The following is a 25,354-nucleotide window of genomic DNA, read 5'->3' as shown; positions in this document are numbered from 1 at the left end:
AACCTTTTACACGTACAGCCTGCCGCTTTTACCAGCGGCAGGCTGTTTGCTTTTACACCAGTCTCCGCGCCAGGGCTACTATTCAACGATAATAGGCTATACGATTCTAAGTACTAGACGAAGATTAGAGTTGCTTTTGCTTTTATCTACTGTATAGGCTAATCATTGACTGATAGATGTTTGTCTGCTTAATTTGCAAATAGGTTTGGTATCAAACGCGATAGAACCTTGGCGTGAACTTACCTTCGTGCTGGTGATGTATTTTACAGTATGCAGTTAGCTTATTTGTGGTTTTTGTGGGGTTTGGGCGCGGTGGCTGTGCCGGTGTTGATTCACTTGTTGCAGTTGCGGCGGCCGCAGCGGGTGATGTTTACTAATATTGGGTTTATCAGGCAGGTGCAACTGGTTACGGTGCGGCAGCGGAAGTTGCAGCATTTGCTAGTGTTGCTGACGCGGGTGTTGGGGGTGGTGGCGTTGGTGCTGCTGTTTTGCCAGCCGTTTATTCCGGCAAAGGAGGCTGGTGGGGCTTTGATGGCTAATGAGGTTGATGTGTTGCTGGATAATTCGGCTAGTATGCAGGTGAGTAGTGCGGATGCGGGCACTTTGCTGGGGGCAGCGGTTGGCGAGGCACGGGAGGTTGGGAAGAGCTATCCGGCGACGATGGGGTTTCGGCTGTTGAATCAGGGGGGGAATCAGTTAAGCCAAGTGGCTTATCGGGAGCAGTTGGATGCGACGCAGATAAATGCACGTAGTGCGGGCTTATTCAAACTGGGTGGGCAGGGCGCGGGGAGTGGTCGGCAGCCGCTGTATGTTTTTTCGGATTTCCAGAAAAGTGACTTTCAGCCGGAGATGATGGCGGGGTTTGGGGTGGCGCGGGAGGTTGTGCTGGTGCCGCAGGTGGGGAAGGCTGGAGGGAATGTGTATGTAGATAGCCTGTGGCTGGACGATGCATTTGTGCGGGTGCGGACGAACTTGGGGCTTCACGTGCGGGTGCGGAATGGCGGGAATGAGGCGGTGAATGACTGCCCGGTGAAGGTGTTTTTGGGGGAGCGGCAGGTTGCAGCTTTCCGGGTGAGTGTGGCAGCGGGGCAGGTAGCAGCTTCGGTGGTGCAGGTGCAGGTGGCGGATGAGAAGCTGGCGCTGGGGCGCGTGGTGACAGAGGATGTGCCGGTGATTTTTGACAATACTTATTACTTCACCTTGCAGCCGACGGCAGCGATTCCGGTGCTGGAGATTGGGGCGGAACCGGTGGCGCAACAGCTCTATGGCAATGAGCCGCTGTTTAGCTACTCGTTTGCGAAGCCGCAGAATGTGGATTATGGGCGACTGCGGAAGGCAAACTTGGTGTTGGTGCGCGAGTTGGAGTGGGTGGATGCAGGCTTGCGCAATGCGTTGCAGGCGGTGGTGAAGCGGGGTGGAAGCGTAGTGGTGGTGCCTCCGGCGATAACGGGGGGGCGTGATTCTTATCAGCAATTATTTAAAGCTCTTGGCGTGGGTGCGGCGCAATGGGAAACGGCGACGGAGCCGGAACTGCGGGATGTGGCGATGCCGAGTGCGCGGGCACCGTTTTTCCGGGATGTATTTGGGGCGCAGCAGCGGGCGGTGACGATGCCACGGGTGGCCCCAGTGTTGCGCTGGGGGCGGACGGGTGAGGATATTTTGCGGATGCGGGATGGCGAGAGCTATCTGGCGGAGTTTGCCAGCGGGGCGGGGCGAGTGTATGTGTTTTCGGCACCGTTTTCTCCGAAATACTCTGACTTTACTAACCACGCGCTGTTTGTGCCGGTGCTTTATCGGATGGCGATGCTGAGCTACCATAATGAGCAGCTGCCAGCTTACCGGCTGTCGCAGACGGCGCTGACGCTGGGGTTGCCGGGTGCGGCTGGTGAAACTGAACGCACGGAGGAGGCCAGCATCCGGCTGGTGAAGGATAGCGTGACGCTGATTCCGACGCAGCGGGTGCAGGGGCAGGAATTGCGGCTGGAGGTGCCGGTGGGACTACAAGAGCCGGGCTTTTACCAAGTGCAGCGGCGCGGGCAGGTGCTGACGACGCTGGCTTTTAACCAAGCCAAGCGGGAGTCGGAGCTGGCGGCGTACTCGGCGGAGGAACTGCGGGCGATGGTGGGCGCTAACCAAACGAACGTGCGAGTGCTGGATGGCAATGCGGGCGGGGCGGCGCTGGCCAAGTTCCGGGCGGAACAGACGGGGCAGCCGCTGTGGCGATATTGCTTGGTGCTGGTGCTGTTGTGCTTGCTGGCGGAGGCTTTGCTGCTGCGCTTTGGCGGGCGCGGGAAGGTGGTGCGGCCAGCGGTGGCAACAGCCTAAACTGGCCGCTTGGGCAAGGCAATGCGGGGTAGCTAGTATCTTTCGGGCTTATTAGCCTGTTTCGAATGCCTGACCAGAATTTACCGCAATACCAAGCTCTTGGAAATGAGGATGCCTCGCGCACAGTGGTGCGGGTGGCAGTGCAGACTGGCTTAGGGGCAAGCTTGCTTTGCGGGCTGTGGGTGTTGGGCTTGCATCTGACGGACAACAATGCCTTCGGACCGAAGCGACTCATTGCCTATTTCGTGGTGCCGCTGCTGGTGGTGGCCAGTCAGTGGCTGCTGAAGCAAGCACTGGCACCGCTGAAAGCCGGCTTTCTACGGGCCTGGGCAGTGGGGTCGATGACGGCAGTGGTAGCAGCTACCGTGACGGCGCTGAGCGTGCTGGGCGTGGGCAAACTGGTGGGGCCGGCGGCAATGGAACGCAACCGCCAGGAAATGCTGAGCATTGCTAAAGTCGAGCGGGCCAACATCGAGAAGCTAAGTGGCAAAGCCGGCTATAAAGCGCAAGTAGCTTATCTGGCGCATATTTCGATAGAAGACATTGCCCTGAATGATTTCCGGACATTGCTGCTGGCGGCATTTCTGGCCTTGCCAGGGGCAGTATTTTTTCGCGAGTAACTCACTTTTCCCTTCTCTCACATGGAGCCAACTACAACTACACCAAAACCGGTGACGACTACGGCAGTAGCTGTGCGCTACGGACTGCTTACGGGGCTGGTCGGCATTATTTTCTCCTTCTTTCTCTTCTTCGCGCAGGCCGACCAGTCGCCGGTGCGGTGGCTGGGGCTGGCTATTACCGTGGGCGGCATTGTGTTAGCCCATAAGGAGTTTAAGCGGAGCAACGGTGGCTTTATGGAGTATAGCCAGGGGCTGGGTATCGGAACGCTGCTGGGCCTGGTGGCCGGGACGCTGAATACATTGTTTAACTACGTGTACCTGACGTTCATCGATACGGAATACATGGGCCGGGCGCTGGACATAGCGCGGGCCAAAATGGAGGAAAAAGGCGAAATGACCGATGAGCAGATTGACCAGGCCATGACCTGGGCGGCAAAGTTCAGCGGCGGTAGCTGGATGCTGCTGTTTGGCATCCTGGGCTCACTGCTATTTGCTTTTTTGCTGTCATTGCTGATATCCGCCATCACCAAACATTCTAAGCCTCAGTTTGAATAAGCGCGCTGCCTCCTTTCCGGTGGAAATTTCCATCGTTATTCCGCTGCTTAACGAAGCGGAGTCGTTGCCGGAGCTCACGCGCTGGATTGCGCGGGTGCTGCCGGAGCGCGGGCTAACGTATGAGGTGCTGCTGATTGACGACGGCTCGACCGACGACTCGTGGGCAGTGATTGAGGAACTGGCGGCGACCGATGCGACCTTGCGCGGCATCCGGTTTAACCGGAACTACGGCAAGTCGGCGGCGCTGAACGTGGGCTTTCAGGCGGCCGTGGGGCGGGTGGTGTGCACGATGGATGCCGATTTGCAGGACTCGCCGGAGGAACTGCCCGAGTTGTACCGCATGATAGTGGAGGACGGCTACGACCTGGTGAGCGGCTGGAAGCAGAAGCGCTACGACCCGCTCTCGAAAACGCTGCCCACGAAGCTCTTTAACGGCGCGACGCGGCTGCTGTCGGGTATTCAGCTGCACGATTTCAACTGCGGGCTGAAGTCGTACGACCAACGCGTGGTGAAGAGCATTGAGGTGTATGGCGAGATGCACCGCTACATTCCGGTGATTGCGAAGTGGAACGGCTTTCGCAAAATCGGGGAGAAGGTGGTGCAGCACCAGGAGCGCAAATATGGCGTGACCAAATTCGGGCTGGAACGGTTTATCTACGGCTTTCTGGATTTGGCCAGCATCACGTTTGTGAGCCGGTTTCGGCGGCGGCCGATGCACTTTTTTGGCACGCTGGGCACGCTGTCGTTCTTCATTGGAATGGTGCTTTCGCTGTGGCTGCTGGGCGAAAAGTGGTATTTGTCGTTCCACAATCTGCGGGCGCGGGGCGTGACGGACCAGCCGCTGTTTTTTCTGGCGCTGGTGGCCGTAATCGTGGGCGCACAGCTGTTCCTGGCAGGTTTTCTGGCCGAAATGGTGCAGCTGAACGGCCCAAAACGCGACGAATACCTGGTGCGGGAGCGCATTCGGTAAGGGGGGGGCCACGCGGCGCGGGCCGACTGGCACCACTCTTGTAATAGTGCTGGCATGCGAGACTGCAGCTCGCTACCTTTACTGGCATTCTCACCTTCTTTCACTCATGAAATCCCTGTACGCTTTTCTGGCGTTGGCCTGCGTTGGAGCATTACCGGCTTGTACGGTTCATCGTCATTATTACGGCCCTGGCTACGAGCAGGGCGGGGTGCGCGAATATCACACCACCGATACGGTGTATGTGAACACCGGCAGCACCACCATCATCAACCAGTCGGGCACGGTGGGTGGCCCGCGGGGTGGCTACGTCACCACCGGCCCGGGCCGGACGACCCCGCCCCCCCCGCCGCCCCGCAACTACCCGCCCGCTGGCAGCTATCCGCCGCCGCGCACCAACCCGCCGCCGCGTAACACCGGTGGTGTGCGTACGCCCCCGGCCGGCCCCACCCGGCAGCCTACCGCTGGCACCAATCCGCCCCCGGCGGGCCCCGGCCGGCAGCCCACTAGCGGCAGCGGCACTACCCCGTCGCCAGGTACCCAGCCCCCCACGAGCGGGCAACCCGGCAACCTGAGCCAAAGCCCGATTACCGGGCCGGTGAGAACTCCCGGCGGCACCACGCCCCCGGCCGGTAGTGGCAGCCCGGTAACCTCGACGCCCGGCACCATCAGTGGTAACGGCGGCATCAAAACTGGCAATGGCAGCACCAGTGGTGGCGGAACGGTGAGCCCAGGCGGCACCATCGGCGGCAATGGCGGCATCAAAACCGGCAACGGTAGCACGCCGACCGGGGCGCCGGGCTCGCTGAGCGGCAGCGTTACTACCGGCACGCCCGGTACCATCAGCGGCAATGGCGGCATTAAGACCGGCAACGGCGGCACTATCAGCGGCAACGGCGGTATCAAAACCGGCAACGGTAGCACGCCGACCGGGCAGACGCCCCAGCAGTATCCCACGGGCGGCATCAAGCCGATTCCGAATACGCCAAGCCAGCCGACGGCCTCGCTGCCGGTGAGCTCGGAAACGGGCGTCACGGGCCCGGCAACGAACGGCGGCATCCGGACGGGTGGCATTAAGCCCAGCCGCGACACGCAGCCGGTGACGGCGGGTGAAGACAGTGCTCCGGCCGATTATTCCACGGGCGGCATCAAGCCCATTCCGACTACCACGACGCCCAACTCAACTCCCGCTACGACGCCCGCAGACAACATCGTGCGGGGGCCGGGCCGGACGGGCGGCATCAAGCCCGCCCGGGGCCGTGAGCTGACGGCAGCCGGTGAGGCGCCCATCGCCGCCGATGGCAGCCTGAGCACGGGCGGAGAGGCCACGGCTACTCCGGCACCAGCACCGGCGCCGGGTGGCACCCTAAGCGGCAGCAACCCCGTCAAGACGGCTACGCCCGCGCTGATGTTTGCTAAAATGCCGTGCCGGGGCACCTGCCCCAGCTACACCGCTACCATCTGGCCCGACGGCCGCGTGGTGTACGTGGGCCAGCAGAACGTGGCCCACCTCGGCACTTACGAGCTGAAACTGGAGCCCGCCAAAGTAGAAGCCATCCAGCAGCAGGCCAAGCAAGCCAATTTCAACGGGCTGGCCGCCAGCTATACCAACGGCGCTACCGACATCCCGGCCACGGTGCTGACGATGTACGGCGCCGGGGGCAGCGCCAAAACGGTGACCGTGGAAGACAGCGCCCCCGCCGAAGTGCAGGCCCTGTTCGACTACGTGAACGGTACCATCAACCAGCTGGTGGCCGGTAGTCAGTTTAACGAGCAGCGGGCCCCGCGCCGCGGCCGTTAAGGTCTATAAAAAAGTAATCTGCCGAAGTGGTAGGATGAGCCCTTGTGGGGTTCGTCCTACCACTTCGGCGTTTGGTGGCGCGGTCCTGAACAGGTCAGCGGTTACCTTTACCGGCAGCATGAAGATTGTTATTATCGGCCCGGCCTACCCCTTGCGCGGGGGGCTGGCTACCTACAACGAGCGGCTGGCCCGCGCCTTTCGGGCAGCCGGCGACGCGGTGCGCATCGTCACGTTTTCGCTGCAATACCCGGATTTTCTGTTTCCGGGCCAGACGCAGTTCAGCGCCGACCCCGCGCCCTCGGATTTGGACATTGAGGTCAGCCTGAACTCGGTGAACCCGCTGAGCTGGCTGGCGCTGGGGCGGCGGCTGCGCCGCGAGCGGCCCGACCTGATTGTGTTTCGGTTCTGGCTGCCGTTTATGGGGCCGGCGCTGGGCACCGTGGCCCGGCTGGCGCGCGGCAACGGCCACACCCGCTGCGTGGCCATCACCGACAACGTGATTCCGCACGAGAAGCGGCCGGGCGACGGGCCGCTCACGCGCTACTTCCTAAGCGCCTGCGATGGCTTCGTGACCATGAGCCGGAGCGTGCTGAAGGACTTGCAGCACCTCGGCTTTGGGGGCAAGCCAGCGCTCTATCGACCGCATCCGCTGTATGATACTTTCGGGCCCATCCGGCCCCGGGCCGAGGCGCTGGCGGCGCTGCAACTCCCGGCCGAGTTTCGTTACCTGTTGTTTTTTGGCTTCATTCGGGCTTATAAAGGGCTTGATTTATTGCTCGAAGCCTTTGCCGATGCCCGGCTGGCGGCGCTGCCGGTGAAGCTCATTATTGCGGGCGAATTTTACGAGGCGGCCGCGCCCTACGAGGCCCTCATCAGGCAGCACCACCTGGAAAGCCGGCTGGTGCGTGCCACCGATTTTATCCCCAACGAAAAAGTGGCCGACTACTTCTGCGCCGCCGACCTGGTAGTGCAGCCCTACAAGGACGCCACCCAGAGCGGCGTGTCGCAAATAGCCTACCACTTCGAGCGGCCCATGCTGGTGACCGACGTAGGGGGCCTGGCCGAGCTCATTCCTGCCGGCGAGGTGGGCTACGTGGTGCCGCCCACGGCGGCGGCTATTGCCGGGGCGCTGGTCGATTTCTGCACGCAGCCAGAAAAACAGGCCCACTTCGAGGCCGGCACGCGACGGGTGAAGCAGCAGTTTTCGTGGGAGGTGATGGTGGCGGCGCTCAAGGAAGTAGCGCGAACTTTGTAATTCGCGCTACTGTCCTGCGTGGTATATTCGGCTTCCCACTTGTCTTCTGGCCATGCGTTTTCTCCGTCACTCTTTGCTCCCGGCGTTGCTGAGTGCCGCCGTGTTCCCCCGTGCCGCCGCCCAAACGGCCCGTATTGCCCACTTCAGCCACAGCGGCAGTGAGGAGACGTTGGCGGAAGCTGGTACACTCGATAATTTCGGTATCATTCCGCCCTATTTCGAAGTCGATAGCGTGCAGCTGCTCTCCGATACCACGGCCCTGGAATACGGTCGGTGGAATTACATGCACCGTGAGCAGGAAAATCTGCGCGAGCAGAAAACCAATCTGGTTACCTATCCAAAACGCTACGGCTGGGGCCAGAAAAAGCAGCTGGCCCTTCATTACCAAGAAAATAGCCCGAAAATGAAGGTATTGGGTTTTGATAGCGTGGCTGCGCCCGCGATACCGGCACCCGCACTGAAAACGCAGAAAGCCAAGCGCAAAAAAGCCGCCTTTCTGCTCACTGTGCCCGCGCCACCGCACCCGGGCGTGTGGGTTGGCGTGGCGGCCATTCTGCTATTTGCCGGGGCCGGTTGGCTGCTGGGTGAGCGGGCTGAACTGGCGGCCTAAATAGCTATTTGTTTTGTGATTCAACCGATGAAAATTATTGCCCTAACTGCGGCACTTGTGGCCTTGCTGACTTCCGTCGCCCCGGCTCAGACGGCCCGCATTGCCCACCTCAGCCACAGCGGGAGCCTGACGGCGCTGGACGCGGCGGCGGATAATTTCGGAACGCGGCCCATGCCTCCTTATTTTGTTGCCGACAGCGTCCGATTACTCTCCGATACCACGGCCATCCAGTATGGTCACTGGAGCCGGGCTAGTAAGGAGCGTAGCGAAGAGAAAACGCATATTGTCAGGCTGGCCACTGCTGACGACCAGGGGCTGGCGACCAAACGGTCAACCGTAAACTACTATCAGCGCTATCGGCCGGAGGTCAAGCTCATCGGCTTCGATAGCACTACCAAGCCTGCCGCCCCGGCCCCCGTGCTGAAAAAGCAGAAAGCCAGGCGCAAAAAAGCAGCCTTGTATCCCGCCGTGCCCGCCCCGCCCCAACACCCCGGCGTGGGGCTGGCCGTGGCCGCTATCCTGCTATTTGCTGGCGCGGGTTGGCTGCTGGGCGAGCGCCGCCCCGGCCCGCAATCTCAGGCCGCTTAGCCGATGCTGCTGGCCTTTGCCTGGCGCTGGGCGTTGCTCTTCGCGGCGCTGCTGGCCCTGACCAGCCCTTTCCGCTACCGGGTGCTGCCGGCGCCCGGCCCCTGGCTGCGCCCGACGCTCGAAACCAGCCTGACGGCGCTGAACGGCCAATCGACGGCGCTGTATTCGGACTCGCCCGGGCTCTGGCTGTGGGCGGGGCTGCTGCTACTGGCTACGGCGCTGCTGGCCGCGCTGTGGACCCGGCTGAGCCATAGCCGCCCGGCCGCCGATGCCCGGCTGTGGTATGGCCTGCACACCGGCGCGGCGTGGTTTGTGGCCCTGCACCTGCTCGAATACGGCTTTGATAAAGTATTCAAAGTGCAGTTTTACCTGCCCGAGCCCAACACCCTCTACACCCCGCTGGGGCAGCTCGCGCCCGACCTGGCCTACTGGAGCGTGATGGGTACTTCGCACTTTTACAGCCTGTTCGCCGGGCTGCTCGAAGTGGGGCCGGGCCTGTTGCTGCTGTGGGGCCGCACGCGGGCGCTGGGCGCGGTGCTGGCCGTGGCCGTGCTGCTGCAGGTGCTGGCTTTGAACATCGGGTTTGATATTTCGGTGAAGCTCTGGTCGGGCTTTTTGCTGGGGCTGGCGGGGCTGGTGGCCGCGCCGGCATTGCGCAGCCTCTACGCCGGGCTGGTGCTGGAGCGCTGGCAACCGGCGCGGGTGCCGCGCCCGGCGGGCTGGGGCGGGCGCGGGGTAGGGGCTTTGCGCGGGCTGCTGCTGGCCGGGCTGCTGCTCGAAACCGCCGGGCCCTACCTGCAAACCGGCATTTTCAACGACGACGCGGCGGCGCGCCCCTTCCTGCACGGGGCCTATGCGCTGCAAGCCGAGTCGTTAGCCGGCAGAGGCTTGCGCCGCCTGTTCATCCATCGGCGCGGCTACCTGATTACCGAAGACAGCGCCGGCCGCTTCCGCGACTACCCGCTACGCTACGCGCCGGGGCGCCTGCTGCTCGGCCCGCGCCCCGACACGCTGCGCTTCCAGCGCGCCGGTCGTTCCCTGCGGCTGCGCGGCCGTATCGGGCCCGACGCGGGGCGCTGGCGCTGCCGTGGCGGCAACTGCCGCTGCTGCAGGGCGGTCAATAACGGTGCAGGAATTATTCGAGGCCGTAAAGGCAGACCAGGCCGCGTCGGCCGCGCCGCAGGTGCTGAGTGCGGCCGACCGCGACAACCTCGACCTGCGCCGCCAGCGTCTGCGTCTCGACCCTTATCCGCTGGCGGAAAAGCTGGCTGCTTGGCAGGTGCGCCTGGCGCAGGCCTGGTGCTGGCAACGGGGGCTCCCCCAACTGCGCACAGCGTTTCCGGTCGGCGATGCCCGGGCGCAACAATTGCTCGATATAGTTGAGCGCCGGGCAGCGGGCCTGCTGGACATTGATGCCGGCGCGCCCGCCCTGCTGCAGGTGTGGCGGGCGGCCATCGAGTTTGAAATTGCCGAAATTACCAGGCTGGTGGGCGATGAAGCCGCACCGCCGTCGTAAGTTTGAGGCATGACCCGGCACCCGTTACGAATGAGCATCTTAAGCCTGGCCCTGGGGCTGGGACTGGCCGCCTGCGCCCGCGCTCCTTACCACTACCAGGCCCCGGCCGCTGCGTCGCCGCAATCGGCCGCCGCCGGGCCGCAGCTGCTGTTTCTGTCGTTTCGCGTCCAGACGGCCCCCGCCGGGGAGCACCGCTTCGAGCTGCTGCAGGCGCGGGCCGTGCCCGGCGCGGTAGTGGGCACGGCCGGCTCCAAAAGCGGGGGCACGGCCAGCCTGCTGCTCACGCAGCTCGACGCCCAGGGCCAGCCCTGCGGGCCGGCCACCACCGTGCCGCACCCCCTGCTGCGCGATACCGAGGCCCCCAGCCCCACCGATAGCAGCCGCTTCGTACGCCGCCAGCGCCGCCTGCGCGAGGCCGAATTCTTTGTCCGGCTGGCCCGGCAACCCCAGGCCCGCACCGTGCGGGTCGAAGAACAAGGCGCCATTTTTGCTGTCCCCGTTTCCGTCTCCTTTTACCTTCCTAACTGACTACTATGTCTAAACTTTCTACGCTTGTGTTGCTGGCCGCCCTGTTGCTGCTGCCGGGGCTTAGCCGGGCCCAGCTGTTTCCGGTGGACACACTGATGAAAAACGGCCCGCTGAATAACCGCGTTAACATCGTATTCGTGGGCGACGGCTACGAGGCCAGCGATATGCCACAGTACCTGAACGACGTGCAGGCGGCTTCGACGCGCCTGTTTAGCGAGTCGCCACTGCGGCAGTACCAGCAGTATTTCAATTTGTTTGCCATCAAGGTGCCGTCCGCCGAGTCGGGCACTTCGCACCCCCATACGGCCCTCGACTGCTATACCTCGCCGCTCGCGCCGCGCGTGGCCAACACCTATTTCCGGAGTGCTTTCGACTACGACAGCATTCACCGTCAGATTAACATCGCGGGCGTCACGGAACTGGGCAGTGTGCTGGCGGCCAGCTTCCCGAGCTACACCGTGGCGGTAGTGCTGGTGAATACCGGGGAATATGGCGGCTCGGGCGGCGAAATTCCCAATGTAGTGACGATAACGGCCAATTCGTATTCGACCGAAGTGCTGGTGCATGAACTGGGACACACCTTCGCCAACCTGGCCGATGAGTATTGGGCCGGCATTATTTACGCGCGCGAATACCCCAACATGACCGAGTTGGCCCGGCAGCCCGGCGGCGTGGTACGCTGGCAGTCGTGGCTGGGTACTAATGGCGTAGGCATCTATCCGTATGCCGAGGCGCCAGCCTGGTACCATCCCCACCAGAACTGCAAGATGGGCCAGCTATATGCCCCATTTTGCAGCGTGTGCACCGAGGCACTCATCGAAAGCATTCACGGAGCCGTGCGGCCCGTCGACAGCTTTTCGCCCGGTAGCACCACCCTGCCCAACCCAACCCAAAACCAGCAGTTCTCCCTGCGCCTGCTGCCGCCCACCCCCAATACCCTGCGCGTGAAGTGGCAGCTCGACGGCGCCCCGCTGGCCGGCAACGTGGCCCAGGTGACCGTACCCAGCGCCCGGCTGGCCACCGGCACCCACACCATTGAAGCCGAGGTGATTGATTCCACGGTGCTGAGCCATAGCATCACGCACCGCACCTTGCACCGCTACGTGTACCGGTGGGACGTGGGCCAAACGCCCAACGGCACCACCATCAGCGCCCGCGAAGCTGAGTACGTTATCAAAACCTACCCCAACCCCGTGGCCGACGTGCTCACGGTGGCCTACACTCTGCCCCAGCCCGGCGACGTGCGCATGACTGTGGTCGATGCCGCCGGCCGGCGCCTCCACACGCTGACCCGGGGCCGCCAGGCCGCCGGCAGCTACCGCTACGAGCTGCGCACCGCCGACCTCAACCTGCGGCCGGGCGGCGTCTATACCCTGGTGCTGGACATCGACGGCCGGCCTTTTAGCCAGCAGCTTGTGAAGCAGTAACCCGATGATAGCCCTCGCCGGCGCACAAAAAAGCGGCCGCTGCCCCGGAGGGCAACGGCCGCTTTTAAAGCTAAAACAGAGTTTCAGGACCTTACAGGGCCACGTTGAACTTACCGTTGCTGATGGTTTTGGTAGCGGTGCCACCAATGGCATCAGTACCCGTGAACGAGTACGTGCCGATGATGTTGGTAGCCGTGAGGCTGGTGACGGCGATGGTGCCGCTGGTAGCGCCATACAGACCGGCCGAGCCCGAGGTGGCCGTGGTGTAGGTGGCATCTGCCGCGCTGGTAGCGCTGATGGTGTAGGTGCCAACTGCCTTAGGCACGGTCAGGGTGATGCCGCTGGCGCTGGTGGCCGAGCCAGCAGCAGCCGAGATGCTTACCTCGGTAGTGCCAACGGTTTTCTGAACCTGCGAAGCGGTTACGTTATTGCCATCTACGGTCCAGCTAACGCCTACCGCCGGGGTAGCAGGTTGGTCATCGCTGTCGTCCGAGCACGACGAAAAGAGGGCGGTCATAGCCAGGGCAGTAGCCACGGCGCGGAAAGAGAGTAGGCGAGAAGCCATAGTAAAAAGGAAAAAAATAAATGAAGGCAAGTACGCACTTGCCCGAAATCTAGACAAAGATACAGGCAATTATGGTTTATGCAATACTTTGTATCGGTACACTTTCGCGCACGGCTGCCAGCACCTTCTCCGCCGGCAATTCCTCCATGCAGCTCGTGCCCAGCCGGCAGCTGCCCCGGTAGAAGCATACGCACTCGCGGTTGGGCTGCACCAGCTGGCCCCGGCCGTAGAGGTCGAATTCGTGGGGGTTGAAGATATTGTTCATCAGAATAGTAGGTTTGCGCAGCGCAATGCTGATGTGCATGCCCATCGTTACCTGCGTCACGATGCCGTCCATCTGGTTCATCAGGTTGATGAACTGGGGGAGGGGGAAGGTGCCGAGGTAGGCGGCGCCGGTGGCCTGCTGCAGTTCGCGGTTGCGGGCGTCTTCGGCCTCGCCGCCCAGCAGCACCGGCGTGTAGCCGGCGGCTTGCAGGCCCTGGATTAATTCAATCCACTTTGGGGTGCTCCAGAGGCGGGTGGTCCAGCGGTCGCCGCAGCCGGTGTTGAGGCCGATACGGGGGCCGGTGGCAGGTAGGCGGCTCCAGTCGTAGTTTTTGTCGTCGTGGGTGTCGAAGACGTACTCTTCGCCCCGGAAATCGAAGCCACAGAGCTCGAAGATTTCCTGCACGTAGGGCTTGGTGTTGGCCAGGCTGAGCTGGTCGAACACGCCGGTGAGGTACTTGTGGTGGGCCAGCTCGTTGATGGGCCAGGCCACGCCGTCATAGGGCCGCAGGGTGTAGCCGAATTTTTCTGTCGCGTTCACGTTCAGCAGCAGGGCGCAGGCCTCTTTCTCCTTGTCGAGGTTGATGGCCACGTCGAAGCGGCGGGCCTGCAACTGCAGGGTGCTGGCGTAGTCGAACTTCAGAATCTCATCCACTTCGCCCTGGGGCAAAATGGCCGGTGTGAGCGTGAGCCAGGTGATGAAGCAGCCCGGCCGCTCCTGACGTAGGCGGCGCAGCAGTGGCGTGGTGCGGATAACGTCGCCGATGGCCCCGAGCTTGATAATGAGCACCCGCTGCGTGACGGGGGCATACACGGGGCAGCCCTCGCACACGTAGCCGTCGGTTTTGTTGGGCCGGCAGGGCAGGTCGCCGCGGTAGTGGCGGCAGTCGGGGTGAACGAGGACGGAATTGAGCGGTTCGGGCACGAAGCAAAAGCAAATGGAACGGCAAAAATAACAGCCGGTCGGGAGCGCCGGCGGGAAGGTCGTGCAGAATTTCCCGTTGGTTATCGACGAGCTGGAGACGCCGGAGTATCTCCGCCCGTCACTACAGCGTCACGTTGAACTTGCCGCTGCTGATGGTTTTGGAGGCCGTGCCGTTGGCATCGGTACCGCTGAAGCTGAACGTGCCCATGTAGGAAGTAGCCGTGGCGCTCGTAACGGTGGCCGTGCCCGAGGTGGCATAGTAGGCTGTGCCGTTGGTGTTGCCGGTGCCGGCCACGTACACTGCCTTCACGTCGGAGCCGACGGTGGCCAGGTTATACGTGCCGGTTTGCAAGGGCAGCGTGAGCGTAACGCTGCTGAAGGCCGCGCTGGAAATGGCCGAGCCCGTGAGGATAACGTCGGTGCCCGACACATTGGGCTGGTAGCTGTTGGCGGTGGTGGCGGTGCCATCCACGGTCCAGCTCATGCCTTTAGCGGGCGCTACTAAGTCACCATCGCTGTCGTCGGAACAGGCGGTGAGGGCTGCGAAGGCGAGCAGGGCAATGGCTTTGCGGCCGAAGGGTGTGGAGAAAGTCATAAGGGGGAACAAAAGAATAATCAGGCATCTACCCGGCGTTGGCATAAAGGTACACCGGTTCAGTATTCTGCCAGCCCGGCTGCGGCAGCAGCTGCAGTCCGGGGCCGCTCAAATCAAATCAAACGCCCGCGCATACTCCGCCAGTTCGAAGGTGGTGGTGGCGGCCAGCTTGCGGCGCACATTGCGGCGGTGTGTGTTAGCCGTTTCGGTAGAGATGAACAGCTCTTCGGCAATCTCGCCAGCGCTTTTGCCCACGGCCAGCTGGCGCAGCACCTCGCGCTCGCGGGCCGAGAGAGTGGCAAAGAGCCGGGCGTGCCGGCGCATGAAGCCGTTTTCGTCAATCAGGCGCTTGACCTTGGCGGCGAAGTGGTTGTCGGGGTGCAGCGGGATGGCCAGGCCAATCACCAGCAGGGGCTCGCCGCGGTCGTTGGCCAGCAGGCGGCGCATTGAGGTCAGGTACCAGCTCCAGCCCTCGCGCTCGGTGGTGCGCACCTGCTGGTAGAAAGTGTGCACGTCGGGCACGCCCGACTCATACATTAGCTGAAACACCCGGGCCATGTACTCATCCGACTCGACGGGGTTGAAGTAGGTGGGTGAAAAGGCAGGGCCCAGCGCCTGCAGCTCTTCCAGCGTGGCGCCCAGCAGGCGCAGGCCCCATTCCGAGAGGTAGCGCACCGTTTGGGTGGGCACGTGATGGATGATGACGACGGTCGGGTACTGGTCGGCGGCGGCGGCGATTTCAGCAATTTTTTTGGTAATCAGTTCTTCATCAGTCATGGGCGAAAGTAGGAGATGGAATAATAGGGGAAGCAATAATGGTACATTGAATAAGTAGTAAGTAAATCAGGTGCTAGATAAGTCATTTTCATTAAATCTTCATCTGCTGAGCTTCGCGGCGGCCGTAGCGGGGCGGCTCTCTGGCCACCCGCTATGCAAAAAGCCCCGCCGGAGAGGGCGGGGCTTTTGCAATCAGGAAAAACGGAAACTACTCTACCACCAGGCGGGCCGTGCCCGAGCCGCAACGCACGGCGTACACGCCGGCCGGCAGCCCGGTCAGGTCGAGCGCGGTGCTGGCCGCCTGGGCGGGCAGCGCCGTGTGGCGCACCACGCGGCCCAGGGCATCGAGCACAGCCACGGCGCGCACCGTAGCGGCGGGCTCCAGCGTGAGCGTAGACGCGGTGCGGGCCGGGTTGGGGTACAGCGCCAGGGCAGCAGCCTGGGCGGTGGCCGCGCTGAGCGGACCAGCCGTCGGCCCAAACACCAAGGCGAAGCGCCCGCTCACCGTGCCGGCCGGGGCCGTGAAGGCGTAAGTGGCCGTTGTACCCAAGTCGTGGCGGGCGCCGGTGAGGGCATCCGTCAGGAAGGCGGTGAGGCCGGCGGGCACATTGGCCAGCGAGGCCGTGAGCGAGGCCGCGCCGCCAGCGGGCAGCACCACGCTCAGCGGCACCACCGTGCCGGCTGCCAGCGCCGGCAGGCCCTGAATGGCCAGCGCCTCGCCGGTGGGCGTGAGGGCGAAGGCCGAGGCCAGGCCGGGGTTGAGCAGCTTGTGGGCGTCGAAGGCCGCGTCGGCGCCGGGGGTGGCGCCAGCTTCGGCGTACACGGTCAGCTTATCGGCCGGGGTGGTACCCACCTGCAGGGCCAGGCTGACCTGCGGGCGCAGGTCGGCGGTGGTGCGCCGGAAAGTGGCCTGGGTGCCGAAGCTGGTGAGGCGGCCGGCGGCGTTGAAGCCCAGGGCGGCAAAGTTGCCGGGCGTGGTTTTACGCACGAAGAAGCCCTGGCCGGCGGCCAGCAGGGGCGAGGCCCCGCCCACGCCGTTGACGTAGGCGCGGTACTGGCCGGTGTAGGCGCCGGTGCTTTCAAAGACGTAGCTGGCGGCGTCGAAGTTGACGCGCACCTGCGAGCCCGTGGTACTCAGGTCGAAGGGCGAGGGGAAGGGGTTGCCCACCAGCACCCAGGGGCCTTCCTGTGCGCTGGCCGCCGGCTGCGAGTAGCCGTTGCTGGCGCCTTGGTAGAAGGCCGGTCCGCTGAAGGTAACCAGCGCCGAGGCGGGCAGGTGCACGGTGTAGCCGGTGGCCTGGGCCAGCACGTCGGTAGCGGCGGGCGAGTACCAGCCTTTGTCGAAGTCAGAGTAAGTAGTGGCCGGGCTGGTGGGCACGCGGCCGCCGTCGTAGCCAAACACCGTGGGGAAGGGCGTAACGAGGTTGGGCGTGGCCGAGGTGTTGTAGGCCGGGTTGAATACCGGCGTGAAGCCGTTGGTGACCAGCCCGCTCATGGGCATGCTGGTAACCGGCGCCGAGAAGTGGCGGTAGCCGACGCCCGGGTTGAGCGTGGGGTCGATGTAGCGCTCCATCCGGCAGGTGCCGGTGTTGTTCTGCACCTGGCCGCCGGTGTTCACCAGCAGGGCGGTACCGGCGGCGCCGGAGCGCAGCGTGAGCACGTGGCTGCCCAGGCTGAGGTTGCCGTTGGTGAGGCGCACTACTTGGGTCACGGCCAGGTCCTGGCTCAGGGTGAGGTCGATGGCGGGGCTGCCAGCGTTGTCGAGCACCAGCTCGCGCACGGTGGCGGGCAGACCGGGGCCGCTCACTTGCGGGGCCGTGCCGTTGTACACGTAGTACGCATTGGCCGAGTAGCTGCGGCTGCCGCTGAGCTGCACGGCGCCGGTGGCGCCGCTGGCGCTGATGCCGGCCGCATCGCAGATGCCTAGGCGGGCGCTGTCGGCCAGTACGAAGCTGCCCGCGCCGGTGAGGGGCTGGCAGTTGGTGTAGAGGCTGCCGCCGCCCTGCACCGTGAGGGTGCCGGCCACGCTGAGGGCGCCGCTCAAGGTAGCCACGCCGGTGCCGGTGACGGTAACATTATTATAGCTGCCGCTCACGGTGGGCATGGAGGTGCTCACGATGAGGTCGGGCAGGGCGGCGGCCACGGTTACCTGCACCGGAGCTGAAGTGTAGCTGCAGCCTGTGGCTGGGTCGGTGGCCGTGGCCGTGTAGCTGCCCGACTGCGTGACGCTGAGCATAGCCCCGGCGCTGCCGCCGGGGTTGAATACAAAGGTGGCACCGGGCAGGGCTACGGCCTCATCAGCGCGGGCGCCATCGGCACCAAGGCGTAGCAGGCCATCGGGCACATCAGCAGTATTGTAGGTGCTGAAATACCCCCCGGCCAGCACCTGGCCACTCGGTAGCAGGGCCAGGGCAATCACATCGAGGGGAGCCGGCCCGCCAAATCCCGCGCCACTGTTAAAGCTGACATCCCGGCTGCCGTTGGCATTGAGGCGCACCAGCCCGTCGGGGCAGTTCACGCCATTGTACTGGTTAAATGCCCCGCCCACCAGAATCTGCCCATCTGGCTCCAGCGCCAATACCCGTGGGTAACCCGGGAAGCCAAAGTCACCGTTAATACTCGTGTCCAGGCTGCCGTCGGCGTTGAAGCGCATCATGCCGTCGGGTGCCAGCGCCCCGTTGTAGAGAAAGATGGGCCCGGCCGCCAGCACCTGCCCGTCCGGCTCCACGGCCAGCGCCATTACAGTCCCCGTAATACCCGTGTTTCCTCCGTTAAATGTTGGGTCGTAGGTGCCATCGGCGTTCAGTCGCACCAGTCCATCGGGCACGTTCACCCCATTATAGAACGTGCTCAACCCGCCCACCAGCACTTGGCCGTCCGGCTCCAGGGCCAGCGCATACACCACCTGGTCAAAGCCAGTGCCGCTGCCGCCATTGAAGCCAGCGTCGCGGCTACCATCGGTATTCAGCCGAACCAATCCATCGGAGCAATTACCCCCGTTGTAGGTGGTGAAGCCGCCGCCTACCAGCACTTGTCCGTCTGGCTCCAGCGCCAGCGCCCGCACCTCGCCGCCACTGAAGCCACTGCCGCCGCTGTTAAACGTCAGGTCGCGGCTGCCATCGGCGTTGAAGCGCACCAGGTGGTCCGGCACGTCTTGCCCGTTATACATCTGGAAGTTGCCGCCCACCAGCACTTGTCCGTCTGGCTCCAGCACCAGCGACCACACAAGGCCGTCGAAGCCGCTGTTGCTGCCGTTGAAAGTCAGGTCACGGCTGCCATCGGCGTTGAGCCGCACCAGGCTTCGCGGCACGGCCACCCCATTGTATTGGTCGAAGGAACCGCCCACCAATGTCTGGCCGTTTGATAAGACCAACAGTGCGTGTACGGTGCCCCGGAAGCCACTGCCACCTGCATTAAATCCCGCCATCGTTGCCGTTGCGGTCAACACTTGGCTGCCGCCGCTGGGCAGGCTTACCGGACCAGCCGGCGTCACGCTCACCGTCACCTGGTCGGTGCAAGGTACCGTCACCGTGAAGCTGCTGCCACTCGTAGCCGTGCCGCCGGGCGTGGTCACGCTGACGGCGCCGGTGCTGCTGCCGCTGCCCACGGTAGCCGTGATGCCGGTAGCCGAATTGACAGTGAAGCTGCTGGCGGCAGTGCCATTGAAAGCCACGGCCGTAGCGCCGGTGAAATTGCTGCCCGTGAGGGTGACCACCGTGCCCACCGGGCCGCTGGCCGGGGTGAAGCTGGCGATGGCCGGAGCGGCTGTGACCAAGCCAAACGGCGTGAGCACCAGCGAACCCGCGCCGCTGCTGCTACGCAGACCGTAGGCGGGTGCAGTGCCGCTCACCAGCGCCGTGGGGTCGGCGTAGCTGGAGCCGCCGCCACCCGGGCCCCAGCCCTGAAAGCTATTGCCACCCGCGCCCCCGCCGCCGCCGTAGTAGCCGCCGCCGCCGCCGGCGCCACCCCCGCCGCCCGAGCTATTATCGTCGCCGCCCTGGCCACCGCGGCCGAGGGTGCCATCGGTGCCGTAGCCGGTGCCGGAGCGCTGGCCGCCCGCGCCGCCCGCAGTAGCGGTGCCAGCCTGGCCGCTTTCGGCGCCGCCCGGGCCACTAGCCCCGGCATTAGTGGTGCCGCCGGCGGCCCCGCCGGCCACCAGCAGGCGCTGGCCCAGGGTGCTGCTCAGGTCGCCGCTGCCGAAGGGCAGGGCCGTAGTGGCGCCGCTGATGCGGCGCAGGTCGCTGGCGCCGGCTCCCCCTTCACCGGGATTGTAGTTACCGGGCTGGGCGGTGTTGCCGCCGTTGCCGCCGCCATTGTAGCCGCCTTGGCCGGGCGTGGTAGGCGAGCTGGCCAGAGTGCCGGCACCGCCGGCCACCAAGGTCAGTACTTCGCCGGGTGTCACTTGCAGCAAGGCATTTACGGTGGCGCCGCGCCCACCGCTGAAGCCGTGGCTGCCCCCGTTGGCCACCACGCGCAGCTGGGTCACGCCGGCCGGCACGGTGTAGGTTTGGGGGCCGCCGGTGTAGGCGAAAGGCACGGGCGTGCCCGCCGTGAGCACCGTGAAGCTAGTGGCGCTGGTGGCCGTGCCATCCGCATTGCTCACCGTGAGGGTACCGGTGCTGGTGCCGCTGGCCACGGTAGCCATGATGCTGGTGGCCGAGTTGACGGTGAAGCTGCTGGCGGCCGTGCCGTTGAAAGCCACGGCCGTGGCGCCGGTGAAGTTGGTGCCGGTGAGGGTGACCACCGTGCCCACCTGCCCGCTGGCGGGCGAGAAACTGGTGATGGTGGGCTCCAGCAATTGGTCAGCGTATACCCCGAAGCGGGAAGTCACTTTACTGCCATCACCTACCCGGGTAAAGTCGCCCCCGGCAACTACCAGGGCGGCGGGCGTGACGGCCAGCGCCCGCACGATGCCATTCAGGCCCGTGCCCATCGTCGCCCAGGTCGTGCCGTTCCATTTGGCAATGTAGCTGGCGGGTGCCCCGCCGGCGGCGGCAAACTCGCCACCCGCGTACACCGTGGCGCCCTGAGCGGCCAGCGCGTACACATCCACATAATTAGTATTGATGCCATTGGAGACGCCCGCACCCAGGCTGCTCCAGCTGCTGCCGTCCCAGCGGGCTACGGAGCGGGCTGACAGGCCCCCGGCCTCCGCAAAGCGGCCGCCCACGTACAGCGTGTTGCCGGATACGGCCAGCGCATAAACGCTCATGCCCTGGGTGATGCCGTTGGTCGAGCCCGTGCCCAGGCTACTCCAGGCCGTGCCATCCCAGCGGCCCACTAGGTTCATCCGCGTGCGCGGTTCAATAGTGTTTGCGTACCCCACGGTCAGAAAATCACCCCCAACGTAGAGGGCGTTGTTCATCACTGCCATCGCCCGTACGGTGCTGCCTACGCCGTTGTGCGTGCCCTCCAGCAGGGGGCTCCAGGTACCGTTGCTCCACTTCGCAATGTTGCCGGCATTGGCCCCGCCGGCCTGGCTAAACTGTCCGCCCACGTACAGGTCGGAGCCCAGGGCCGCCAGTGCGTACACCGCACCGTTGGGGTTGGTACCCAGGCTGCTCCAGGCCGTGCCATTCCACTTGCCGAGGTAGAAGAAGAAGCCGCCGCCAGCCTGCGCAATGCTGATGTTGCCCCCCACGTAGAGGTCGGAGCCCAGCAGTGCCAGAGCGTGTACCTGCCCCCCGGCCACGCCGCTGCCCAGGGCACTCCACGTGCTGCCATCCCATTTGGCCACCCGTGCGGCAGCCACTGTGCCTACCTGCGTGAAAGTACCGCCCACGTACACGTCGGAGCCCGAGATGGCCACGGCGTTGATGGTGCCATCGAGGGCGCCATTGGCCACCCCGAACGGCAGCGCACTCCAGGCCGAGCCGTTCCATTTGGCTATCCGGCTGGCTGGCATTCCACCGGCTTGGGTGAAGTCGCCAGCTACGTACAGGTCGGAGCCCAGGGGCAGCATTGCCCGGACATAATAGTTCGTGCCATTGGCCGCACCCGTACCCAGGCTGGTCCAGGCGGAGCCGTTCCACTGGGCAATATAGTTGCCTACGCTGGCTGTGCTGCCCGAGCCGGTAGTGAAGTCACCACCTGCGTACACCGTTGACCCAATCACGGCGATGGAATAAATGTTGCTATAAGCGGCCGGCCCTGTGCCCAGGGCGCTCCAGCTGGTGCCATTCCATTTGGCTATCCGGTTGCCGGGCTGCCCAGCAGTTGGCGAGAAACCGCCCCCCACGTACACGTCCATGCCCGAGGCTGCCATAGATGAAACCGTGCCGCCCGACAGGCCGGGGCCCAGGGCGCTCCAGCTGGTGCCATTCCATTTGGCGATGTAGTTGGTCGTTACCGACCCGGCCTGCGTGAAGCTGCCCCCAACGTACAGGTCCGTGTTCACGGCTGCCATAGCGCGAATGGTGTTGTTCACCCCGCCACTCACGCTGTTCCACGCCGTGCCATCCCAGCGGGCCAGGTTGGCGGCACTCACTCCACCAGCCTGGCTGAAGCTACCGCCCACGTACACATTGCTGCCAATCATGGCGATACCGTACACCGTGCTGGACGCACTACTGATGCCGTTGGTGGCGCCGGTGCCCAGGCTGCTCCAGCTGGTGCCGTTCCACTTGGCTACCCGATTGGCCGCCGCGCCCCCGGCCTGGGTGAAGTCACCGCCCACATAAAGGTCGGTGCCACTGGTAGTCAGCGCGTATACGCCGCCATTCACGCCATTGGCTGTGCCCGTGCCCACCGAGCTCCAGGCCGTGCCGTTCCACTTTGCTATGCGGTTTGCTACCACGTTGCCAACGGTCGTGAAAAACCCGCCGACGTAGATGTCGCTGCCCACCCGGGCAACTACCTGGATGTTGCTGCTAATGCCCGCCGCGCCGAATCCATCCTGCCACTTCTCATCCCCTGCTCCGGTGAGGCGCTTGGCCTCGGCCGGCCGAAACACGGGTCGCCCATCGGGCGCCGTGCGCATCTCAAAGGCGCGGGCGTCGAACGAGCCCGCCGCCCCGGCGCGCAGCGTGCCATCGGCGTTGAGGGCCTCAGCCAATGAAGGAGTTGCGCTGGCCGGCCGGTCGCTGGCCAGGGCCCGCAGCGGGCCTGTCAGCAACAGGGCCAGCCACATGCCGCCCACCAGAGGCAGGCGCCAGCGCAGGCGGCGAAAAAATAGGGTAAGCATATGCATGGGAGAGGAAGGAATTAGGGGATAAAACAGTCGCACAAAGGTCCGCCGCACTGTCTGGGTGCTGCAATACCCACTTCCGGGTATTTTGGGCCGCCGCACCCGGCCCGCCCCAACGCCAAACCGCCCGCCGCCAAGCCCCGGGGAGAGGGGCTTGGCGGCGGGCGGCGGGCTACCGTCGACGACGGCCTGGTGCAGGGCTACAGGTTCACGTTGAACTTGCCGTTGGTGATGGTTTGCTGCACCGGGAGGCAGTACCCGAGCCCATACCCCAAAAACCTGAACGTGCCCACAATATCGGTGGCCGTGAGGCCGCGGCGCCAGTGTGGCCAAACATGCCCGAATGCTGCGTGATGCGGGTTTGGGTGGTGGTCATGCTGGTGTCAGTTGCCGTCCACGACATGCCTTTGGGCGTGGCCGGGGTAGGATTATTGTTGCTCGACGATGACGTCGCCAGAGCATGTACCGCGACAAACATGAATAAGAAAAAACAGCAGGCACACGCCTGACCGTACCGCACAGAAGCGCCGGGGCGGGATGCCCGCCCCAGCGCAATGCCCGCCCTGGCCTACCGGCCACTCAGGCCAGCGGCAGCTCCAGCGTAGAGGTGGCCGCCGGGTTGTTGGCCAGTAGGAATAAGGTGCCCAGCCAGGTCCAGCCACCAGGGCCCAGGCCGCGTTTCAGCGCCTTTAGCAAAGAGGTAATGAATTGCATAGCTCAGAAAGTAAGAAGTGTGAAAAGACGCTCCCGCAATATTTCGGCCAATAGTTACGGAGCCCCGCCTGCGCCCCGCAAGGGCGTGGCCTTGGCCGGCCACGCCCCGCGACTACCTTTTTGCAGAATGATGATTTGGCAGCGCCTGCCTGGCGCCGGCCCGTTTCATCCGGCGCGGGCCATCGGGTGAGCCGGTCCCCAGGGTCCATCCCTAAACCACTATGCCGGGCCACCCGATGCCACAAAGGTCGGCCGGGGGCTGGCCCGGTTCAATACCCACTTCCGGGTATTTTGAGCCATAAATCAGGTTTTGCGGGCCTTGGGGCGGGGCCTTACTCCACCAGCAGGCGGCCGGTGGCGGCACCTGCCCGCAGCAGGTACAGGCCCGGCGCCAAGCCGCTGAGGTCGAGTGTGGTTTCGCGGCCGGGCATGGCGGCCAGCCGGCGCAGCTCGCGGCCGGTTGCGTCCAGCACCTGCAGCGGGGTGGCGGCGGCCGTAGCAGGCAGGCTCACCCGCACGCTACCGTGGGCGGGGTTGGGGGCCAGGCCCAGGGCCAGGGTGGCCGTGGCGGCCGGGCGGCTGGTCAGCGGCAGCTGCCCCAGGCTGGCCACAAAGGCCGCCGGCTTGGCCGCCACCAGGGTAGTGGGGCCAAACTGCGCCGCCGGGCCGTGAATCACCCCGGCCACCACCACACGGCCCAGGGGGCTGTAGGCCACGCTGGTGGCAATGTCGAGCTGCGGCCCGCCGGCCCGGCAGAGGCTGCTCCAGTGGCCGTTGGCATCGAGGGTGCCCACCAGCACCTCGTTGTGGGTGGTAGGCGCGGTGGTGTTGCTCAGCATCAACATGCCCGCCGTGAAACTGGTGGAGGTAAAGCTGCCCGCTACCACGGCGCGGTCCTGGGCATCCACGGCCACCGAGTTCAGCCAGTCGTAGCGGTTGCCGCCGGCGCTCACGGCCTGCGTCCAGGTGCCGGCCGCGCTCAGGCGGGCCACGAATACGTCGGTGTACATGGTGTTGCCGGGCGTGTTGTTGGTTAGCGTAGCGGGGCCCACGGTCAGCGTGGGGCTGGCAAAGCTGCCCACCACGGTGGCATCGCCGTTGGCGTGCAGGGCCACCCCGAAGCCTTCGTCATTGGCGCTGCCGCCCAGGCCCGCGGCCCGGTCCCAGTCGCCGGCGGGCGTCAGCCGCGCCACAAATACGTCGGCCGGGCCGCTATTACCCGTACTGTTAGATACTAGTTTGGTACCGAGGGCTATTTTTTCGCCGTAAAACGTGCCCACCACCACGGCCGAGCCATCGGGCGCCACGGCCACCGCGTTGGCGTGGTCGGTATCGGCGCTGCCGGCGCTAATGGCTCTGGTCCAGAGCCCGGCCGCGCTGAAGCGGGCCACAAATACGTCTTCAAAGCCGCCGGCGAGGGTGGTATTGCGCAGCAGCGTGCCCGCAAACGCCGCCGTGGGCCCCTGGAAGCCGCCCACCACCGTGGCCGTGCCATCGGGGGCTAGGGCTACGGCGGTGGCGTGGTCGTGGCCCTGGCCGCCGGCGCGAGCCGCTTGCGTCCACACCCCGGCCGGGCTCAGGCGGGCAATGAATACGTCCTGCGTAGAACTGTTGGAGCCGCTATTGGGCAGCACAAAGGAGCCGAAGGTGGCCAGTTTACTTTCGAAGCCGCCCACTACGGTGGCGGTGCCATCGGGCGCTACGGCCAGGCCCATGGCATAGTCGTCGGCGGGGCCGCCGGCGCGCACGGCCTGGGCCCAGTCGCCGGTGGCGTCCACGCGGGCCACAAATACATCTTCGCCCCCGGCGCTCACCAGGGTGTGGCGGCCCAGCACCAGCGTGCCCGAGAAGTGCCCCGCCACCACGGCGTTGCCCGCCGCATCGAAGGCCACCTTCTCGGCCCACGATTCGGCGTTGGGGGTAGTGGAGGCGGCGTTGGCCCAGGCCCAGCTTTGGGCGGTGGCCGGGTGAAGGTGGGCGGACGCCAGCAGCAGCAGGGCGGTGGCGGCGCCAGTCATCAGGTGTTTCATTGCAGAAAATGAAAGGGGGTTAAACGGTATCGGGAGCATGACTCCCCGGCGCCGCGCAGGGTTGCCTGCGCGGCGGAGCAGCCTGGAATACCCCCCCCGACCAGAT

Annotated in this window: 19 protein-coding genes; 12 read left to right on the top strand and 7 right to left on the bottom strand. The window is 64.7% G+C overall.

Annotation, left to right across the window (positions count from 1 at the left end; translation table 11 throughout):
* Positions 1–270 precede the first annotated feature (270 nt).
* From Q5H93_RS22335 to Q5H93_RS22280, 12 genes are all read left to right on the top strand, one after another.
* Positions 271–2,325, top strand: coding sequence for a BatA domain-containing protein (locus Q5H93_RS22335; RefSeq protein ID WP_305008934.1), 2,055 nt, complete (start codon positions 271–273; stop codon positions 2,323–2,325).
* A gap of 65 nt (positions 2,326–2,390) precedes the next feature.
* Positions 2,391–2,945, top strand: a complete 555-nt coding sequence (locus Q5H93_RS22330) for a DUF4199 family protein (RefSeq protein WP_305008933.1) — start codon at positions 2,391–2,393, stop codon at positions 2,943–2,945.
* Between the two features lie 21 nt (positions 2,946–2,966).
* Positions 2,967–3,500 carry a DUF4199 domain-containing protein gene (locus tag Q5H93_RS22325; protein ID WP_305008932.1) on the top strand — a complete coding sequence of 178 codons (534 nt, stop codon included), beginning with the start codon at positions 2,967–2,969 and terminating at the stop codon, positions 3,498–3,500.
* A 19-nt stretch (positions 3,501–3,519) separates the two neighbouring features.
* Positions 3,520–4,470 carry a glycosyltransferase family 2 protein gene (locus Q5H93_RS22320; RefSeq protein ID WP_305008931.1) on the top strand — a complete coding sequence of 317 codons (951 nt, stop codon included), beginning with the start codon at positions 3,520–3,522 and terminating at the stop codon, positions 4,468–4,470.
* A gap of 106 nt (positions 4,471–4,576) precedes the next feature.
* Positions 4,577–6,268 (top strand): DUF6438 domain-containing protein, encoded by a 1,692-nt coding sequence (locus tag Q5H93_RS22315; protein WP_305008930.1) that lies wholly within the window; start codon positions 4,577–4,579, stop codon positions 6,266–6,268.
* Between the two features lie 118 nt (positions 6,269–6,386).
* On the top strand, positions 6,387–7,523 hold the full coding sequence (locus tag Q5H93_RS22310) for a glycosyltransferase (RefSeq protein WP_305008929.1): 1,137 nt from the start codon (positions 6,387–6,389) through the stop codon (positions 7,521–7,523).
* A 52-nt stretch (positions 7,524–7,575) separates the two neighbouring features.
* Positions 7,576–8,133 (top strand): hypothetical protein, encoded by a 558-nt coding sequence (locus tag Q5H93_RS22305; protein ID WP_305008928.1) that lies wholly within the window; start codon positions 7,576–7,578, stop codon positions 8,131–8,133.
* A gap of 27 nt (positions 8,134–8,160) precedes the next feature.
* A complete protein-coding gene (locus Q5H93_RS22300; RefSeq protein WP_305008927.1) occupies positions 8,161–8,721 on the top strand; it encodes a hypothetical protein in 561 nt (186 codons plus the stop codon).
* Positions 8,722–8,724: 3 nt separating this feature from the next.
* The gene (locus Q5H93_RS22295; RefSeq protein WP_305008926.1) at positions 8,725–10,104 is read left to right on the top strand and encodes a hypothetical protein; all 1,380 of its coding nucleotides are present in this window, start codon (positions 8,725–8,727) and stop codon (positions 10,102–10,104) included.
* On the top strand, positions 10,088–10,237 hold the full coding sequence (locus tag Q5H93_RS22290; protein WP_305008925.1) for a hypothetical protein: 150 nt from the start codon (positions 10,088–10,090) through the stop codon (positions 10,235–10,237). The genes Q5H93_RS22295 and Q5H93_RS22290 overlap by 17 nt, the downstream gene beginning before the upstream one ends.
* Before the next feature lie 30 nt (positions 10,238–10,267).
* Positions 10,268–10,765 (top strand): hypothetical protein, encoded by a 498-nt coding sequence (locus tag Q5H93_RS22285; RefSeq protein WP_305008924.1) that lies wholly within the window; start codon positions 10,268–10,270, stop codon positions 10,763–10,765.
* Positions 10,766–10,770: 5 nt separating this feature from the next.
* A complete protein-coding gene (locus Q5H93_RS22280; RefSeq protein WP_305008923.1) occupies positions 10,771–12,192 on the top strand; it encodes a M64 family metallopeptidase in 1,422 nt (473 codons plus the stop codon).
* A 91-nt stretch (positions 12,193–12,283) separates the two neighbouring features.
* Here the strand turns inward: Q5H93_RS22280 and Q5H93_RS22275 are convergent, their stop codons facing one another.
* The 7 genes from Q5H93_RS22275 to Q5H93_RS22245 all read right to left on the bottom strand — a co-directional run bounded on the left by Q5H93_RS22275 (position 12,284) and on the right by Q5H93_RS22245 (position 25,248).
* Positions 12,284–12,757 carry a DUF6252 family protein gene (locus Q5H93_RS22275; protein ID WP_305008922.1) on the bottom strand — a complete coding sequence of 158 codons (474 nt, stop codon included), beginning with the start codon at positions 12,755–12,757 and terminating at the stop codon, positions 12,284–12,286.
* A gap of 76 nt (positions 12,758–12,833) precedes the next feature.
* Positions 12,834–13,946, bottom strand: a complete 1,113-nt coding sequence (locus tag Q5H93_RS22270) for a glycosyltransferase family 9 protein (RefSeq protein WP_305008921.1) — start codon at positions 13,944–13,946, stop codon at positions 12,834–12,836.
* Positions 13,947–14,067: 121 nt separating this feature from the next.
* A complete protein-coding gene (locus tag Q5H93_RS22265) occupies positions 14,068–14,541 on the bottom strand; it encodes a DUF6252 domain-containing protein (protein ID WP_305008919.1) in 474 nt (157 codons plus the stop codon).
* Between the two features lie 108 nt (positions 14,542–14,649).
* Positions 14,650–15,318, bottom strand: a complete 669-nt coding sequence (locus Q5H93_RS22260) for a helix-turn-helix transcriptional regulator (RefSeq protein ID WP_305008918.1) — start codon at positions 15,316–15,318, stop codon at positions 14,650–14,652.
* 208 nt (positions 15,319–15,526) lie between these two features.
* The gene (locus tag Q5H93_RS22255) at positions 15,527–22,501 is read right to left on the bottom strand and encodes a DUF8693 domain-containing protein (protein WP_305008916.1); all 6,975 of its coding nucleotides are present in this window, start codon (positions 22,499–22,501) and stop codon (positions 15,527–15,529) included.
* Between the two features lie 582 nt (positions 22,502–23,083).
* On the bottom strand, positions 23,084–23,218 hold the full coding sequence (locus Q5H93_RS22250) for a hypothetical protein (protein WP_305008915.1): 135 nt from the start codon (positions 23,216–23,218) through the stop codon (positions 23,084–23,086).
* 332 nt (positions 23,219–23,550) lie between these two features.
* A complete protein-coding gene (locus Q5H93_RS22245) occupies positions 23,551–25,248 on the bottom strand; it encodes a T9SS type A sorting domain-containing protein (protein ID WP_305008914.1) in 1,698 nt (565 codons plus the stop codon).
* Positions 25,249–25,354: the final 106 nt, after the last annotated feature.

The sequence above is a fragment of the Hymenobacter aranciens genome (assembly GCF_030580865.1).
GTDB classification, from domain to species: domain Bacteria; phylum Bacteroidota; class Bacteroidia; order Cytophagales; family Hymenobacteraceae; genus Hymenobacter; species Hymenobacter aranciens.
The sequence above is the reverse complement of the archived record's forward strand: the minus strand, read 5'-3'. Positions and strand labels throughout refer to the sequence as shown.

What these genes read in the sequence shown, in the direction of transcription:
- Q5H93_RS22275 (WP_305008922.1), bottom strand. Translation starts at nt 12,757, where the DNA reads ATGGCTTCTCGCCTACTCTCTTTCCGCGCCGTGGCTACTGCCCTGGCT.
- Q5H93_RS22335 (WP_305008934.1), top strand. Translation starts at nt 271, where the DNA reads ATGCAGTTAGCTTATTTGTGGTTTTTGTGGGGTTTGGGCGCGGTGGCT.
- Q5H93_RS22260 (WP_305008918.1), bottom strand. Translation starts at nt 15,318, where the DNA reads ATGACTGATGAAGAACTGATTACCAAAAAAATTGCTGAAATCGCCGCC.
- Q5H93_RS22315 (WP_305008930.1), top strand. Translation starts at nt 4,577, where the DNA reads ATGAAATCCCTGTACGCTTTTCTGGCGTTGGCCTGCGTTGGAGCATTA.
- Q5H93_RS22305 (WP_305008928.1), top strand. Translation starts at nt 7,576, where the DNA reads ATGCGTTTTCTCCGTCACTCTTTGCTCCCGGCGTTGCTGAGTGCCGCC.
- Q5H93_RS22310 (WP_305008929.1), top strand. Translation starts at nt 6,387, where the DNA reads ATGAAGATTGTTATTATCGGCCCGGCCTACCCCTTGCGCGGGGGGCTG.
- Q5H93_RS22280 (WP_305008923.1), top strand. Translation starts at nt 10,771, where the DNA reads ATGTCTAAACTTTCTACGCTTGTGTTGCTGGCCGCCCTGTTGCTGCTG.
- Q5H93_RS22330 (WP_305008933.1), top strand. Translation starts at nt 2,391, where the DNA reads ATGCCTGACCAGAATTTACCGCAATACCAAGCTCTTGGAAATGAGGAT.
- Q5H93_RS22300 (WP_305008927.1), top strand. Translation starts at nt 8,161, where the DNA reads ATGAAAATTATTGCCCTAACTGCGGCACTTGTGGCCTTGCTGACTTCC.
- Q5H93_RS22325 (WP_305008932.1), top strand. Translation starts at nt 2,967, where the DNA reads ATGGAGCCAACTACAACTACACCAAAACCGGTGACGACTACGGCAGTA.
- Q5H93_RS22250 (WP_305008915.1), bottom strand. Translation starts at nt 23,218, where the DNA reads ATGCAATTCATTACCTCTTTGCTAAAGGCGCTGAAACGCGGCCTGGGC.
- Q5H93_RS22245 (WP_305008914.1), bottom strand. Translation starts at nt 25,248, where the DNA reads ATGAAACACCTGATGACTGGCGCCGCCACCGCCCTGCTGCTGCTGGCG.
- Q5H93_RS22285 (WP_305008924.1), top strand. Translation starts at nt 10,268, where the DNA reads ATGAGCATCTTAAGCCTGGCCCTGGGGCTGGGACTGGCCGCCTGCGCC.
- Q5H93_RS22255 (WP_305008916.1), bottom strand. Translation starts at nt 22,501, where the DNA reads ATGCTTACCCTATTTTTTCGCCGCCTGCGCTGGCGCCTGCCTCTGGTG.
- Q5H93_RS22295 (WP_305008926.1), top strand. Translation starts at nt 8,725, where the DNA reads ATGCTGCTGGCCTTTGCCTGGCGCTGGGCGTTGCTCTTCGCGGCGCTG.
- Q5H93_RS22265 (WP_305008919.1), bottom strand. Translation starts at nt 14,541, where the DNA reads ATGACTTTCTCCACACCCTTCGGCCGCAAAGCCATTGCCCTGCTCGCC.